The 16,705-nt window shown below is 72.1% G+C and carries 9 protein-coding genes and 1 rRNA gene; 8 read left to right on the forward strand and 2 right to left on the reverse strand.

What is annotated here, in order from left to right:
• Both rrf and ACZ7BZ_RS27930 read left to right on the forward strand, forming a co-directional pair.
• A 5S ribosomal RNA gene (gene rrf / locus ACZ7BZ_RS27925) occupies positions 1-92 on the forward strand; the annotation flags it as partial.
• Positions 93-153: 61 nt separating this feature from the next.
• Complete coding sequence (locus ACZ7BZ_RS27930; RefSeq protein ID WP_470360749.1) at positions 154-999, forward strand: phosphatase PAP2 family protein; 846 nt, start codon at positions 154-156, stop codon at positions 997-999.
• Positions 1,000-1,012: 13 nt separating this feature from the next.
• Here ACZ7BZ_RS27930 and ACZ7BZ_RS27935 read toward each other — a convergent pair whose 3' ends face one another.
• Entirely contained in the window at positions 1,013-1,576 is a 564-nt protein-coding gene (locus ACZ7BZ_RS27935; RefSeq protein WP_470360750.1) for a GPR1/FUN34/YaaH family transporter, read from the reverse strand.
• Between the two features lie 267 nt (positions 1,577-1,843).
• Positions 1,844-4,405, reverse strand: coding sequence for a SpoIIE family protein phosphatase (locus ACZ7BZ_RS27940; RefSeq protein ID WP_470360751.1), 2,562 nt, complete (start codon positions 4,403-4,405; stop codon positions 1,844-1,846).
• 581 nt (positions 4,406-4,986) lie between these two features.
• Here ACZ7BZ_RS27940 and ACZ7BZ_RS27945 point away from each other — a divergent pair.
• From ACZ7BZ_RS27945 to pgsA, 6 genes are all read left to right on the forward strand, one after another.
• Positions 4,987-9,501, forward strand: coding sequence for a HAMP domain-containing protein (locus ACZ7BZ_RS27945; protein WP_470360822.1), 4,515 nt, complete (start codon positions 4,987-4,989; stop codon positions 9,499-9,501).
• Positions 9,502-9,812: 311 nt separating this feature from the next.
• Positions 9,813-10,448, forward strand: a complete 636-nt coding sequence (locus ACZ7BZ_RS27950; protein WP_470360752.1) for a response regulator — start codon at positions 9,813-9,815, stop codon at positions 10,446-10,448.
• A gap of 148 nt (positions 10,449-10,596) precedes the next feature.
• Positions 10,597-13,278, forward strand: a complete 2,682-nt coding sequence (locus ACZ7BZ_RS27955; RefSeq protein WP_470360753.1) for a DNA translocase FtsK — start codon at positions 10,597-10,599, stop codon at positions 13,276-13,278.
• Positions 13,279-13,593: 315 nt separating this feature from the next.
• Entirely contained in the window at positions 13,594-14,454 is an 861-nt protein-coding gene (locus tag ACZ7BZ_RS27960) for a helix-turn-helix domain-containing protein (RefSeq protein WP_380462133.1), read from the forward strand.
• A 96-nt stretch (positions 14,455-14,550) separates the two neighbouring features.
• The gene (gene rimO / locus ACZ7BZ_RS27965; protein WP_470360754.1) at positions 14,551-16,056 is read left to right on the forward strand and encodes a 30S ribosomal protein S12 methylthiotransferase RimO; all 1,506 of its coding nucleotides are present in this window, start codon (positions 14,551-14,553) and stop codon (positions 16,054-16,056) included.
• The gene (gene pgsA, locus ACZ7BZ_RS27970; protein ID WP_380462131.1) at positions 16,053-16,691 is read left to right on the forward strand and encodes a CDP-diacylglycerol--glycerol-3-phosphate 3-phosphatidyltransferase; all 639 of its coding nucleotides are present in this window, start codon (positions 16,053-16,055) and stop codon (positions 16,689-16,691) included. Before rimO ends, pgsA begins: the two co-directional genes overlap by 4 nt.
• The last annotated feature ends 14 nt before the right edge of the window (positions 16,692-16,705 follow it).

A 16,705-nucleotide genomic window follows, 5' to 3' on the forward strand; every position in this document is an offset into this window, starting at 1 on the left:
CGCCCGGTTACATTCCGAACCCGGAAGCTAAGCCTCACAGCGCCGATGGTACTGCAGGGGGGACCCTGTGGGAGAGTAGGACGCCGCCGAACAATCATTCCAAAAAGACCCCCTCCCAGTCGGGAGGGGGTCTTTTTGCGTTACCCTCTGCGAATGCAGAACCTGACCCTGACCTGGCAGACCGCCGGGGGCGCCGCCGTCGTGCTCTACGGTGGCGCGTTCGTCGCCGCGAGGGTCCGGAGGCCGGGGGTGTCGGCGCTGCTGCGGGAGGCCGGCACGCTGCTGGCGCTGTTCGCGCTCTGGCAGCTGGTGGGGCACCTGTCGGTGATGAGTGCGGACCACGCGCTGGACCGGGCGGGCTGGATCCACCGGACCGAGCGGGCGGTCGGGCTGCCGGACGAGGCGTCCTGGCAGGCGGCGGTCACGCCGTACCCGGTGCTGGTGCGGCTGGCGAACTACTACTACGCGGTTATGCACTTCGCGGTGATGCTGGGGGTGCTGCTCTGGGTCTTCCTGCGGCACCGGGAGCGCTACGCGTGGGTGCGCAACACGGTGGTGATCACCACTGCGGTCTGTCTGCTGGTGCAATTCGTCCCGGTGGCGCCGCCGCGGATGCTGCCGCAGAGCGGGTTCGTCGACGTGGCCGCCGAGTACGGGCAGTCGGTGTACGGCGGGGCGGTCGGCGGGGTGGTGGTGGCCGACCAGCTGTCGGCGATGCCCTCGGTGCACGTCGCCTGGTGCGTGCTGGCGGCGGTCGCGGTGGTGCGGGTGTCGTCGAGCCCGTTCCGCTGGCTGGTGGTGCTGCACCCGGTGCTGACGGTCGCGGTGGTCGTGGTGACGGCCAACCACTTCTGGGCGGACGGTATCGTCGCGGTCGCGATCCTGCTGTTCGCCTACGCGGTCCTGGCGTTGACGGCACGGCGACGGGGTCGGGTCTCCGTCTCGACGGAGACCCGACCCCGTCGCCGTGCCGAGGACCGGTCCCAGCAGGTCGGCTGAGAGCCCGGGCAGGTCACTTGACCGGGAGGGCGACCTTCCCCCAGGAGCCGTTGCTCAGGGCGGAGGTGGCCCAGTACCAGGCGGCGAGCCCGGCGACCGCGGCGATCCAGCCGGCCGCCTTGGCGAGGCCGCTGTAGCTGCCGAGGACGGCGATGGCGTTGAGCACCAGGGAGAGCGTGAAGAGGCCGTAGACGGCGCGGCTGACCAGGCCCGCGCCCCAGCTGGCGGCCGTGAGGCTGAGGACGAGCAGGGCCCACAGCAGCAGGAACAGTCCGACGGCGTTCTTGCTCGCGCCGCCCGCCATCGACCAGGTCGCCCAGAAGGCGCCGAGGCTGGTGAAGGCGGTGCCGGTGAAGCCCTCGCCGCCGCGGAGCTGCCACAGGCCCGCGATGAAGAGGGTGACGCCGCCGAGCAGATGGGCGAGGTGGGCCGCGTCCCCGACGCCGGTTCCGTGCAGGACCCCGGTGGAGAGCAGGCCGTAGGCGAGCAGTGTCAGGCCGAGGGCGAGGTAGCCGAGGTTACCCGCGTCGGCTCCGGTGGAGCGGGCGTTCGTTGCCCCGGTAGCGTCGTTGCTCACCGGAGGCTCCTTTCACTCTGGGCGCGCGCAGGGCGCAGTAACGCTTGGTGTCGTCTCGATGAGGGGTTGCGCGCGACCGCGCCGAGGGCGCACGGCGAAGGGCGTGCGCTGGCAGCGGTCAGAAGTGAGGTCAGAAGTGGTGGGCCGGCGGAGATCCGCTGGTCACGTCCTCGTCGGGGGATTCCCCGGCGAGATCGGTGTACCCGGCACGGTCTGCTTGTACCCTTGTGAAGATAACAATTTGTGACGATGTCAGTCGTGGAGTGCTCACGGCTGACGCTGGGTCGGAACCCGCAGCGTCAGGATCGCCATGTCGTCGGACGGCGGCTCCGGGGCGAAGCGCTCGACCGCGCGCTGCACCCGCATCGCGACCGCGCCGGCGGTCAGGCCGGTGCACCCGGTGAGTACCTCGGCGAGGCCGTCGTCGCCCAACATCCTTCGGCCCTCCCGGCGTTCGGTGACGCCGTCGGTGACGCAGAGCAGGACCTCGCCGGGGGAGAGCACCAGGTGCTCGGCGGTGAGTTCGAGGTCGTCCATGACACCGAGCAGCGGCTGCGGGGTGGCGGCCCGGTCGACCTGGCCGTCGGTGCGCAGCCTCAGCGGCAGCGGGTGGCCGGCGCAGACCAAGGACAGTTCGGTGCTGCCGTCCGGGCGGGGCGTCAGTTCGCCGTAGAGCAGGGTGAGGAAGCGGCTGCGCGAACCCTCGTCCAGGATGGCCGCGTTGAGCCGGCGCAGCACCTGCGGGGCGTCCAGGCCCTCGCGGGCGAGCAGCCGCAGCGAGTGCCGGGCCAGGCCGGTGACGGAGGCGGCCTCGGGGCCTGTGCCGCAGACGTCGCCGATGGCGAAGCCGTAGGTGCCCTCGCGGATGGTGAACAGGTCGTAGAAGTCGCCGCCGACCTCGTTGCCCTCGCCGGCGGCCTGGTAGTAGACGTCCACCTCGACGCCCGGGATCTCGGGCAGGTCCGGCGGCAGCAGGCTGCGCTGCAGGGCCTGGCTGGTGGCGGTGCGCTCGGAGTAGAGGCGGGAGTTGTCCAGGGCGAGGGCGGCCCGGCGGGAGAGGTCCTCGGCGAGTTCGAGGATCTCCTGGCGGAAGCGCACGCCGGCCGGGACACCGAGGGCGAGCAGGCCGATCACCCGGTTGCGGGCGGTGAGCGGCAGGACGACGGTCTCGCCGAGCAGTCCGGCGAGTTCGGGGCTGTCGATGAGGCCGCGGGAGCGGGCCGTCTCGGTGGGCGCCGTCCAGAAGCGGACGCCGTGGGTGGGGCCGGCCTCGGGGGAGGCGGTCTTGTCGAGCAGGTCGCGCAGCGGGTCGATCCGGTCCTCGTCCTCGTGCAGCACGAAGGCGAGGCGGGCCGCGGAGCTGTGGTCGCCGTTGGTGTAGACGGCGCACCAGGAGGCGAGGGTGGGGACGGCCATCTGGGCCATCAGCGCCAGGGTCTGCTCGTGTTCGAGGGTGCCGGCCAGCAGGTCGGAGGCCTCGACGAGGAAGGAGAGCGAGCCGCGGCGCAGCCGTTCGAGCTCGGTCAGCCGGGTGCTCTCGACGGCCAGGGCGACCCGGTCGGCAGCGAACTGGAGGCGCAGCGCGTCCTCGTTGTCGTAGCGGCCGGGCGCGGCGGTGGCGATGCCGAGGGAGCCGATCAGGCGGCCCTCGACCTTGAGCGGCACGGTGACCAGGGAGCGCATGCCGCTGCCGGAGAGCAGCGGCAGGCCGGTGGGGCGGGAGTCGAGGTCCTCGTGGACGGAGGGCAGCCGGGCGGAGTCGTAGCGGTTTCCGGTCTCCACCGGGAAGCGGGTGTGCCGGCGGTGCCCGGTGGTCAGGCCGGTGGCGGCGCGGACCTCGAACTCGGCCTCGTCGTCGGTGGTGAGCAACAGGTAGGCGGCGTCGGCGTCGAGCAGGTCGCGGGCGCGTTCCACGGTGCGCTGGAGCAGGGTTTCGAGGTCGTCGGTGGCGACCGGGCCGGCCAGCAGGTCGAGCCTGGGCCCGGTCGGGTCGGGACGGTCGCCGGGCAGCGCGCGGGCGGGGGAGCGCAGCACGGCGCGGTCGGGTTCGAGGACGAGCAGACAGAGGGTGGAGGGGACGCCCTCGGTGTCGCGCACCCGCACCTGGACGCCGTAGACCTCGACCTCCTCGCCGTCGGGCCGGCGCACGCCGTAGCCGCCCTCCCAGCGGGCCAGCCGGAGGGTGTCGGTGAGGCCGAGGCCGCGGCCGGGGGCCTGCGGCCAGACCGCGAGGTCGGCCCAGGGGCGGCCGAGGACGGTGGCGGCGGGGTGCCGGAAGAGCGCCTCGGCGTCCGGGTTCCAGGCCAGCACGCGGCCGTCGTCGTCGAGTTGGACGACGGCGACGTGCACCGGACCGGGGCCGCTGGGCAGGTCGCTGCCGGGGGTGGCGGGAACGGCGTAGCGGGTGCCGGTCACGTGTGCGGGCAGCGCGAGCCGGAACCAGACGGTCTTGCGCCCGGCCGCGTACTCGACGCCCCAGCGCTCGGCGAGGGCGGAGCACATCAGCAGGCCGCGGCCGCCCTCGCCGTCGGGGTCGGCGTAGCGGTCCGAGGCGGTGACGGGCCCGTCATCGAGGGAGGGCAGGCCGCGCTCGGGGTGGTGGTCGGTGACCTCGATCCGGACGGTCTCCTCCTCGCGGAGGCAGCCGACCTCGGCGGCGGTGCCGGCGTGCACGACGGCGTTGGTGACCAGTTCGCTGACCAGCACGACGGCGTCGTCGACGACCTCGGGCAGGCCCCAGCCGAGCAGCGCGTCCCGGACGAAGCCCCGGGCGGCGGCCGCGGACCGGCCGTCGGGATCGAAGGTGGCGGCTGCGCGCGCGGTGACCACGTTGCCACTTCTCCTCTGCTGCTCTTGCCCTGACTGTCCGGGGTTCGGCGCCGACCTCCCCGTGCGCGCCGTCGGTGGGCGGCGCTGGGTCGGGCCGAGGCCCGGTGCAGCGCTCCACCCTACTTTCCGCTTGGTTCCCCGTGGGGGCGGGGCCGTGAAACAGGCACCAGAGGGTGATTCTGCCCACCTGTTTCGGACGGTGCGGGGACAACCGAGCGCAACCGGCCGTATACCCGATGCCAGTGCTGCCAGACTGGGGGGTCCGCGACGGCCGGTGGGAGCAGTACGGTCGTATGGGTGCCGGCGGGCCGTGGGTCCGGCCGGTGCGCAGCCCAGCCGGGCCGGTGCCCGGTTCGTGCCGTACCGACGCGGCGGTCACCGGACAGTTCACACGATGTGGGAGGGGCCCGTTGAGTTCGGCCACCAAGGACGCCACCAAGGACGCAACCGGTACGACGCCGCCCGCTCCGCGCGGGGGGCGGTCCGGGACGGCGCCGCGGATCGCGGCCGGCCGGCGAGCGGCGCACAACCGTAGTGCGGAGCCGGCCGAGTTGCGCAAGCTGCTGGCCGCGCTGACGGCGATGCGGGACGGCAACTTCCGCCGCCGGCTGACCGTGCCGGGGGACGGGCCGCTGGCGGAGATCGCCGCGGTGTTCAACGAGGTCGCCGAGCGCAATCAGCACCTGACCGGTGAACTGGCCCGGGTGCGGCGGGCGGTGGGCCGCGAGGGCCGGCTGAACGAGCGGCTGGAGACCGGCGCGGGCGAGGGCGCCTGGATGGCGGCCGTCGACAACTGCAACGCGCTGATCGACGACCTGGCCCGCCCGATGGCCGAGGTGGGCCGGGTGCTGAGCTCGATCGCCGAGGGCGACCTGGACCAGAAGATGGAGCTGCGCTCGCTGCACAGCAACGGGGTGAGCCACCCGCTGCGCGGCGAGTACCTGAAGATCGGCCGGACCGTCAACGGACTGGTGGACCAGCTCTCGGAGTTCACCGACGAGGTGACCCGGGTGGCCCGCGAGGTGGGCACCGAGGGCAAGCTCGGCGGTCAGGCCAAGGTCCGTAGCGTGTCCGGCAGTTGGAAGGACCTGGCGGACTCCGTCAACACCATGGCGGGCCGGCTCACCGCCCAGGTGCGCAACATCGCCCAGGTGACCACGGCGGTGGCCAAGGGCGACCTGTCCCGCAAGGTGACCGTCGACGTGGCCGGCGAGATGCTGGAGCTGAAGAACACCGTCAACACGATGGTGGACCAGCTGAACGGCTTCGCCGCCCAGGTCACCACGGTGGCCCGGGACGTGGGCACCGAGGGCCGACTCGGTGGCCAGGCGCAGGTGCCGGGCGTGGCCGGGGTGTGGCGCGAGCTGACCGACTCGGTGAACTTCATGGCCGACAACCTGACCGGCCAGGTGCGCAACATCGCCCAGGTGACCACGGCGGTGGCGCGCGGGGACCTGTCGCAGAAGATCGAGGTGGACGCCCGCGGCGAGATGCTGGAGCTGAAGAACACCATCAACACGATGGTGGACCAGCTCTCCGGCTTCGCGGAGCAGGTGACCCGGGTGGCCCGCCAGGTGGGCACCGAGGGCCGGCTCGGCGGTCAGGCCCAGGTGCCCTGGGCGGCCGGGGTGTGGCGGGACCTGACCGACAACGTCAACTTCATGGCGAACAACCTCACCGACCAGGTGCGCAACATCGCCCAGGTGACCACGGCGGTCGCCAAGGGCGACCTCTCGCAGAAGATCCAGGTGGACGCCCGCGGGGAGATCCTGGAGCTGAAGAACACCATCAACACGATGGTGGACCAGCTCTCCGCCTTCGCGGACGAGGTGACCAGGGTCGCCCGCGACGTCGGCACCGAGGGCATCCTGGGCGGCCAGGCGAGCGTGCCGGGGGTGTCCGGGACGTGGAAGGACCTGACCAACAGCGTCAACCTGATGGCCAACAACCTGACCAGTCAGGTCCGCAACATCGCCGAGGTGACCACGGCGGTGGCGCGCGGTGACGTGTCGAAGAAGATCACCGTCGACGCCCGGGGCGAGATCCTGGAGCTGGTGACCACCGTCAATACCATGGTCGACCAGCTGTCGGCCTTCGCGGACGAGGTGACCAGGGTCGCCCGTGAGGTGGGCACCGAGGGCATCCTGGGCGGTCAGGCGCGGGTGCGCGGGGTGTCGGGGATCTGGAAGGACCTGACCGACAACGTCAATTTCATGGCGTCGAACCTGACCGGACAGGTGCGCAACATCGCCGAGGTGGCCTCCGCGGTGGCCCGCGGCGATCTCTCCAAGAAGATCACCATCGACGCCCAGGGCGAGATCGCGACGCTCGCCGGGACCCTGAACACCATGGTCGACCAGTTGTCCGCGTTCGCCGTGGAGGTCACCCGGGTCGCCCGGGAGGTCGGCACCGACGGCACCCTGGGCGGCCAGGCGAGCGTGCCGGGCGTGGCCGGCATCTGGAAGGACCTGACCGACAACGTCAACCAGATGGCCAACAACCTCACCGGCCAGGTCCGCAACATCGCGCTGGTGATCACGGCGGTCGCCCGCGGCGACCTCTCGCAGAAGATCGACGTCGACGCGCGCGGCGAGATCCTCCAGCTGAAGACCAACATCAACACCATGGTCGACCAGCTCTCGGCCTTCGCCGACGAGGTCACCCGGGTCGCCCGCGAGGTGGGCACCGACGGGCGGCTCGGCGGCCAGGCCCGGGTGCCCGGGGTGGACGGCACCTGGCAGGACCTCACCGAGTCGGTGAACGAGCTGGCCAACAACCTGACCCGGCAGGTGCGCGCGATCGCCCAGGTCGCGACCGCGGTGACCAGGGGCGACCTGAGCCTGCGGATCGACGTGGACGCCGCCGGTGAGCTCGACGAGCTCAAGGACAACATCAACCAGATGATCGCCAACCTGCGCGAGACCACCCGCACCAACCAGGAGCAGGACTGGCTCAAGACCAACCTGGCCCGGATCTCCGGCCTGCTGCAGGGCCGCCGGGACCTGGAGGCCGTCGCCTCCCTGATCATGACCGAGCTGACCCCGGTGGTCTCCGCCCAGCACGGCGCCTTCTTCCTAGCCCAACCGGCCGGTCGGACCGCCGAACTGATCACCGAGGACGACGACGAGAACGACACCGTGCTGCGGCTGATCGGCAGCTACGGCTACCAGCGGCGGGCGATGCCGACCACCTTCCGGCCGGGCGAGTCGCTGATCGGCCAGGCCGCGGTGGAGAAGCGGGCGATCATCGTCAAGGAGGCGCCGCCCGGGTACCTCAAGATCGCCACCGGCCTCGGCGAGGCCTCGCCGGCCCACATCGTGGTGCTGCCGGTGCAGTTCGAGGGCCGGCTGCTGGGCGTGATCGAGCTGGCCACCTTCAGCTCCTTCACCACCGTCGCACTGGACTTCCTCAACCAGATCGCCGACCTCATCGGCGTCACCGTCAACACCATCAGCGTCAACACCAAGACCGAGGGGCTGCTGCTGGAGTCCCAGCGGCTCACCGCCGAACTCTCGATGCGCTCCGCCGAGTTGGAAGCCCGCCAGGAGGAACTGGAGCGCACCAACGAGGAGTTGCAGGAGAAGGCCGAGCAACTGGCCCAGCAGAACCGCGACATCGAGATCAAGAACAGCGAGATCGAGGAGGCCCGGCAGGTCCTGGAGGAGCGCGCCGAACAGCTCGCCCTGGCCTCCCGGTACAAGAGCGAGTTCCTCGCCAACATGTCGCACGAGCTGCGCACCCCGCTCAACTCGCTGCTGATCCTGGCCAAGCTGCTCTCCGACAACAACGAGGGCAACCTCTCGCCCAAGCAGGTCGAGTTCGCCGACACCATCCACGGCGCCGGCTCCGACCTGCTCCAGCTGATCAACGACATCCTCGACCTGTCCAAGGTCGAGGCCGGCAAGATGGACGTCCGCCCGGCCCGGATCGCTCTGGTCCAGCTGGTCGACTACGTCGAGGCCACCTTCCAGCCGGTCGCCCTCGACAAGAACCTGGACTTCGCGGTGCGGATCTCGCCCACCCTGCCGGTCACCCTGCACACCGACGAGCAGCGGCTCCAGCAGGTGCTGCGCAACCTGATCTCCAACGCCGTCAAGTTCACCGACACCGGCGGCGTCGACTTCTCGATCAGCGCGGCCGGCCGGGACGTCCCCCAGCACGTGCGCGAGCGGCTGCTGGAGTTCGGTTCGATCCAGGGCCCGGACGACGAGTTGATCGCCTTCTCCGTCTCCGACACCGGCATCGGCATCCCCAGCAACAAGCTGCGGGAGATCTTCGAGGCGTTCAAGCAGGCCGACGGCACCACCAGCCGCAAGTACGCCGGCACCGGCCTCGGGCTGTCGATCAGCCGCGAGATCGCCCGGCTGCTCGGCGGCGAGATCCACGCCGAGAGCGAGCTGGGCAGGGGCTCGACCTTCACGCTCTACCTGCCCCTGCGCACCGACGCCCCCGACGCCGCCACCGAGCGCCAGGGCGGCGCGAACCCGCCCGCGCTGCGCGCCACGGTCGGGGTGACCCCGGTGGGCCTGCCCGTGCCGGTCGGCGAGAGCCCGGCCGACCACTGGGCCCAGGAGGTCCGGGAGCTGGCCGAGGAGCGCCGTCGCGGCGCGGTGGAGCGGCGGCGCAGCGCCGCCCTGGAGAGCGCCGCCGCCCCGCGGGCGGTGGAGCCAGCCCAGCAGTTCCGGCCGGCCCGCGGCGACACCCGCTTCGACGGCCAGCAGGTGCTGATCGTGGACGACGACGTGCGCAACGTGTTCGCCCTGACCAGCGTGCTGGAGCAGCACGGACTGACCGTCCTGTACGCGGAGAACGGCCGCGAGGGCATCGAGATGCTGGAGCAGCACGAGAACGTGGCGCTGGTCCTGATGGACATCATGATGCCGGAGATGGACGGCTACGCGACCACCGAGGCGATCCGCCGGATGCCCCAGTTCGCGGGCCTGCCGATCATCGCGCTGACCGCCAAGGCGATGAAGGGCGACCGGGAGAAGTCCCTGGAGGCGGGTGCCACCGACCACATCACCAAGCCGGTGGAGACCGACCACCTGCTGTCGGTGATGTCCGAGTGGCTGAACGGCGACCGCGCGAGTGAGTGAGCGAAGCGCGTGAGCCGTCGACGGGCGCGGCCGGTGCGGCGTGAACCCCGCGGTTCGCGCCTGCCGGTCGGCCGGTTTGCTGGCGGTCGGGCCCGGGAACCCGGTAGGGTCACCGAGCGTTGCGAACAGTGACCGGACGGCGACACGCTGCTGAGCGTGCGCCGGAGCACTGGCTGCGCGCCGTTCCGGATCGGGTCACGACGGAGCGATGTGCCGGGCGAGGGGGTGCGGCTAGCATGACCGGGGTAGCGGTGGGCAGTACGCGGGTGCCCACACCGGGCGGCAGGCAGGCGACAGGAGGGCGAGCCCCGATGCAGAAGGCCAAGATCCTCCTGGTCGACGACCGGCCGGAGAACCTCCTGGCACTGGAGGCGATCCTCTCCGCCCTGGACCAGACGCTGGTGCGCGCCGCCTCCGGCGAGGAGGCGCTCAAGGCGCTGCTGACCGACGACTTCGCGGTGATCCTGCTGGACGTCCAGATGCCCGGGATGGACGGCTTCGAGACCGCCGCCCACATCAAGCGGCGCGAGCGCACCCGGGACATCCCGATCATCTTCCTGACCGCGATCAACCACGGCCCGCACCACACCTTCCGGGGCTACGCGGCCGGCGCGGTGGACTACATCTCCAAGCCCTTCGACCCGTGGGTGCTGCGCGCCAAGGTATCGGTCTTCGTCGACCTGTACGTCAAGAACTGCCAGCTGAAGGAGCAGGCCGCGCTGCTGCGGCTGCAGTTGGAGGAGAGCGGCGGCGAGCCGGCCCTCGGCGGGGCGCTGCTCGGCGAGCTGTCCGCGCGGCTGGCGGCGGTCGAGGAGCAGGCGGAGGCGCTGGGCAAGCAGCTGGACGGGGCCGAGGACGCCGGGGTGGCCGCCACCGCGGCGCACCTGGAGCGCAAGCTCGCCGGACTGCGCCGGGCCCTGGACGCGATGCGCCCCGGCAGCGCCTAGTCCGGTCGTCTGAGGTTCACCCGCCCGAGTGGTCAGCTGCGGCGTCCGGGTGAATCCCGGTCAGCGTGACGGTGTGTCTGCGACACGGCGGGGCGCCTCGGCTCGCCCGCATGGGCGCTGCTCGCCCGCCCCGGTAGGCTGCTGACCCATGGCCACTCGTACGCCCGGAAACGCCGCACGCAAACCGAGTCCGGGACCGTCCAAGAAGGCCGCGGCCAAGGCCCCGGGCAAGCCGCCCGCCAAGAAGGCGGCCGCCCGCCGGCCCCCCGCGAAGAAGGCGGCAGCCAAGTCCGCCCCGCCGCCCCCGCCGCGCCGCTCGGTGCTGATGGGCGCGCTCAACGCGATCGCCAGCCCGATCGCCGCGATCTTCCGCGGTTTCGGCGACGGCGCCAAGAACCTGCACCCGGCCCACCGCAAGGACGGGCTGGGCCTGCTGCTGTTCGGGCTCGCGCTGGTCGTCGCCGCCGGCACCTGGTTCAGCTCGGAGGGCTGGCTGAACGGGGCGGCCACCGCGGTGGTGTCCGGGCTGTTCGGGCGGCTCGACGTGCTGGTGCCGTTCCTGCTGGCCGCTATCGCGATCCGGCTCTGGCGCCACCCGGAGCTGCCGGAGGCCAACGGCCGGATCGTGATCGGGCTGAGCACCCTGCTGATCGGCATCCTCGGCCTGGTCCACATCGGCTGCGGCGCGCCCACCATGGGCAGCGGCGCCTCCCGGATAAGGGCGGCCGGCGGGATCATCGGCTGGGCCGCGTCCACCCCGATGATGGCCGCGGCCGGTGCGGTGCTGGCCGTGCCGCTGCTCCTGCTGCTGGCCTTCTTCGGTCTGCTGGTGGTCACCGCCACCCCGGTCAACCGGATCGGTGAGCGGGTGCGCGGGCTGGGCGTGCGGCTCGGGGTGGTGGAGCCCGGGACCGAGGACGAACTGCGCTGGGGGCGTACGCCGGAGTACGAGCCGTCCACCGATCCGCCGGAGGACGCCGATCCGGATGCGCTGCCCTTCACCGTGGACACCGCCGGTGACGGCCCGACCGACGAGGTGGCCGCCCGCCGACGCCGCCGCCGGCGCAAGCCGGCCGCCGGTGACGACGAGGAGCAGCCGGAGGCCGTGCGGGTCTCGCTCGACAAGGAGCCGCTGGACCCGTACGCCACCCGCGACCTCGCCGCCGGCGCGGCCGCCGACCTGGACGGCGCGCTGGTCTACGGCGTCCCCGCCTCCTCGGCGGTGGCGGACATGATGCACCAGGTCAAGGACCTCACCGCGGTGCCCGAGGAGCCCGCCGTCCCGGCCGCCCGCAGCGGCGGCCCGGGCGCGCCCGCGGAGCACGGCCCGGCGCCGGTGCGGATGGAGCAGCTCCAGCTCGGCGAGGGCGTCACCTACGCGCTGCCCTCGCTCGACCTGCTGGAGCGCGGCGGCCCGGCCAGGGCCCGCAGCGCCCTGAACGACGAGGTGGTGGCCCAGCTCACCGGTACCTTCGCCGAGTTCAAGGTCGACGCGAAGGTCACCGGCTTCACCCGCGGCCCGACGGTCACCCGCTACGAGGTCGAGCTCGGCCCGGCCGTCAAGGTGGAGCGGATCACCGCGCTCGCCAAGAACATCGCGTACGCGGTGGCCAGCCCGGACGTGCGGATCATCAGCCCGATCCCGGGCAAGTCGGCGGTCGGCATCGAGATCCCCAACCGGGACCGGGAGATGGTCAACCTCGGCGACCTGCTGCGCTCGCGCACGGCCGCCGAGGACACCCACCCGATGGTCGTCGGCATGGGCAAGGACGTCGAGGGCCACACCGTGATGGCCAACCTCGCCAAGATGCCGCACATCCTGGTCGCCGGTGCGACCGGCGCGGGCAAGTCGTCCTGCATCAACTGCCTGATCACCTCGATCCTGGCCCGCTCCACCCCGGACGAGGTGCGGATGGTGCTGGTCGACCCCAAGCGGGTCGAGCTGACCGCGTACGAGGGCATCCCGCACCTGATCACGCCGATCATCACCAACCCCAAGAAGGCCGCCGAGGCCCTCCAGTGGGTGGTGCGCGAGATGGACCTGCGCTACGACGACCTCGCGGCGTTCGGGTTCCGGCACGTGGACGACTTCAACGCGGCGGTGAAGGCCGGCACGGTCACCCCGCCGCTGGGCAGCGAGCGGGAGCTGCGGCCGTACCCGTACCTGCTGGTGATCGTCGACGAGCTGGCCGACCTGATGATGGTGGCGCCGCGGGACGTCGAGGACTCGGTCGTCCGGATCACCCAGCTGGCCCGGGCGGCCGGCATCCACCTGGTGCTCGCCACCCAGCGGCCCTCGGTGGACGTGGTCACCGGTCTGATCAAGGCCAACGTGCCGTCCCGGCTGGCCTTCGCGACCTCCGCGATGGCCGACTCCCGGGTCATCCTGGACCAGCCCGGCGCGGAGAAGCTGATCGGCAAGGGCGACGCGCTGTTCCTGCCGATGGGCGCGAGCAAGCCGATCCGCATGCAGGGCGCGTTCGTCACCGAGGCGGAGATCGCCAAGGTGGTGCAGCACTGCAAGGACCAGCTGTCCGCGGTCTACCGGGACGACGTGACGGTCGGCGGCGGGCCGAAGAAGGAGATCGACGAGGAGATCGGCGACGACCTGGACCTGCTGATCCAGGCGGCCGAGCTGGTGGTCTCCACCCAGTTCGGCTCGACCTCGATGCTCCAGCGCAAGCTCCGGGTCGGCTTCGCCAAGGCGGGCCGGCTGATGGACCTGATGGAGTCGCGCGGGATCGTCGGCCCGAGTGAGGGCTCCAAGGCCCGCGACGTGCTGGTGAAGCCGGACGAGCTGGACGGGGTGCTGGTCACCCTGCGGGGCTGAGGGCGGCTCCGCAGGGGCCCCTGGAGGGCCCCGCAGGGCTGACGGGACGCCGCCTCCGAAGGGGTTCACTCGTTCGGAGGAGGGTAGGCGCGGAACGGGGAACCGAATGCCCGTACGCCGCGTCACAGGCCGGGAAGCACACTCGGGCGGGAAGGGCGTCGCGTCCCCGCGCGTCCCCGCTGACGACCGGTCGGCGGGGGCCGGCCCCCGCCGGGGCGGGCGCGCGCATTCGGGCCCGTTCCGCTTGAGAAACGATCCGCCCACGCCCCTAGACTGTTCTCCAGCAGGTGGCCATCCGCTCGAAAGGCGTGCCCCGTGACCATCGGCAAGTCCTCCGACCGCGATAACGCCCCGTCGTCCGTCGAGCCGACCGACGACGCGGTGCAGGCGGCCGATGCCCCGAGCATCGGCCGGGTGCTGTCCGCCGCCCGGATCGAGGCGGGACTCACGGTGGACCAGGTGAGTACCGCCACCCGAGTGCGGGTGCCGATCGTCCATGCCATCGAGGAGGACGACTTCGGCCGCTGCGGCGGCGACTTCTACGCCCGCGGGCACATCCGCTCGATCGCCCACGCCGTCGGCGCGGACGGCGAGGCACTGGTGGCCCGCTACGACGCCGCCCACGGCGGCTCGCCGGCCTCCAAGCGCCCTGCCACCCAGCTGATCGACAGCGGCCCGATCAAGGTGCCCGGCCGCAGCCGGCCGAACTGGGCCGCGGCCATGGTCGCCGCGATCGTCGCGGTGGTCGTGCTGATCGGCTTCAACCTGGTGAGCGGCAAGGGCGGCCACGGGACCACCGGCTCCGCCAGCGCGCCGCTGCCCAGCGGCTCCGGCACGGGCTCGGTCGCCCCGGCCACCCCGACCGTCCAGCCGCCGGCGCCCGCGCCGAGCGCCGCGGCGATCGCCGCCGTCCCGGCCGACAAGGTCACCGTGAAGCTCGTCGCCGAGGGCACCAGCTGGGTCTCGGCGATGGACGGCAGCGGCAAGTCGCTGTTCCAGAACAACATCAGCAACGGCCAGGACCAGACCTTCACCGACCCCAAGCAGATCAAGCTGGTGCTCGGCAACGGTGGGGCCGTGCACGCGTACGTCAACGGCAAGGACCTCGGCGTCCTCGGCAAGGACGGCCAGGTGGTGCACGTCACGTACACCCCCGGAGACCCCCAGGCAGGCTGACCACGGGGCCCGTCGAGGGCGTCGATGATCAGCTGATCCGTGGCACGCGGCCTCCGGGGCGAACGGCACCGGAGGCCGCGCGTTAATCTTGGGCCTATGCCTGAACGCCGTACTGTCGCCCTTGTCACGCTCGGATGTGCCCGCAACGAGGTGGACTCCGAGGAACTCGCCGGGCGACTGGAAGCCGACGGCTGGTTGCTCGTCGACGATGCCGCCGAGGCCGATGTCGCCGTCGTCAACACCTGCGGCTTCGTCGAGGCCGCCAAGAAGGACTCCGTCGACGCCCTGCTTGAGGCCAACGACCTCAAGGGACACGGCCGCACCCAGGCCGTCGTCGCGGTCGGCTGCATGGCCGAGCGGTACGGCAAGGAGCTCGCCGACGCGCTGCCCGAGGCCGACGGGGTGCTCGGCTTCGACGACTACTCGGACATCTCCGACCGCCTGCAGACCATCCTCTCCGGCGGCCACCACGCCCCGCACATCCCGCGCGACCGCCGCAAGCTGCTGCCGATCAGCCCGGCCGAGCGGCAGTCCGCCGCCGAGGCCGTCGCGCTGCCCGGCCACGGCGCCGAGGCCGCCGCCGAGCCGATCTCCGACCTGCCCGCGGGCCTCGCCCCGGCCTCCGGCCCGCGCACCCTGCGCAAGCGGCTGGACGACAGCCCGGTCGCCTCGGTCAAGCTCGCCTCCGGCTGCGACCGCCGCTGCTCCTTCTGCGCCATCCCGGCCTTCCGCGGCTCCTTCATCTCCCGCCGCCCCTCCGACGTGCTGAACGAGGCCCAGTGGCTGGCCGGCGAGGGCGTCCGCGAGATCGTCCTGGTCAGCGAGAACAACACCTCGTACGGCAAGGACCTCGGCGACATCCGGCTGCTGGAGACGCTGCTCGGCGAGATCTCCGCCATCGAGGGCGTCGAGCGGGTGCGGGTCTCCTACCTGCAGCCGGCCGAGATGCGCCCCGGACTGATCGACGCGATGACCGGGACCGCCGACGTGGTGCCCTACTTCGACCTGTCGTTCCAGCACTCGGCGCCCGCAGTGCTGCGCCGGATGCGCCGCTTCGGCTCCACCGACCAGTTCCTGCAGCTGCTGGGGACCATCCGGGACAAGGCCCCGCAGGCCGGCGCCCGGTCCAACTTCATCGTCGGCTTCCCCGGTGAGACCGAGGAGGACTTCGCCGAGCTGGAGCGCTTCGTCACCCACGCCGGGCTGGACGCGATCGGCGTCTTCGGCTACTCCGACGAGGACGGCACCGAGGCGGCCACCTACGACGGCAAGCTGCCCGAGGACGTCGTCGCCGACCGGCTGGACCGGCTGAGCCGGCTCGCCGAGGAGATGACCGCCCAGCGGGCCGAGCAGCGGATCGGCACCGAGGTCGAGGTGCTGATCGAGTCGATCGAGGACGGCGTGGTCGAGGGCCGCTCCGCCCACCAGGCCCCGGAGACCGACGGCCTGACCACCGTGCACGGCGTCGAGGACCCCCAGGTCGGGCAGTTCTGGCGGGCCACCGTGGTGGCCAGCGAGGGCGTCGACCTGATCGCCGAGGCGCTGGAGCAGGTGCGAGCGCCCAGGACCGCGGGGGCCGAGGCTCCGGGAGCCGGGGAATGACCAAGGGGCCCGGCGCCCCGGCCGCGGCCCACCCGGGCAGACCGGCGGCCGCGCTGCCGCCGGTGCCGGGCATCTGGAACATCGCCAACGTGCTCACCATGATCCGGGTGCTGCTGGTGCCGGTCTTCGTGGCACTGCTGTTCGCCGACGACGGGCACAACCCCAAGTGGCGGGCCGTGGCCTGGGCCGCGTTCGCGATCGCGATGATCACCGACCTGTTCGACGGTGAGCTCGCCCGCCGCAAGGGCCTGGTCACCGACTTCGGGAAGATCGCCGACCCGATCGCCGACAAGGCGATCATGGGTTCGGCGCTGATCGGCCTCTCGGTGCTCGGCGACCTGCCCTGGTGGGTCACCGTGGTGATCCTCGCCCGCGAACTCGGCATCACCCTGATGCGCTTCTGGGTGATCCGCTACGGCGTCATCCCGGCCAGCCGCGGCGGCAAGCTCAAGACGCTGACCCAGGGCACCGCGGTCGGCATGTACGTGCTGCCGCTGACCGGCTGGCTGGCCACCGGGCGGGCCGTCCTGATGGCGCTGGCGGTGCTGCTGACCGTGGCCACCGCGCTGGACTACATCGGACAGGCGGTGCGACTGCGCCGCGAGGGCACGGCCGCGGAGCGCGCGGACCGGTAGGAACGGGGGACCTC

The organism is Kitasatospora sp. NPDC036934 (assembly GCF_055608425.1).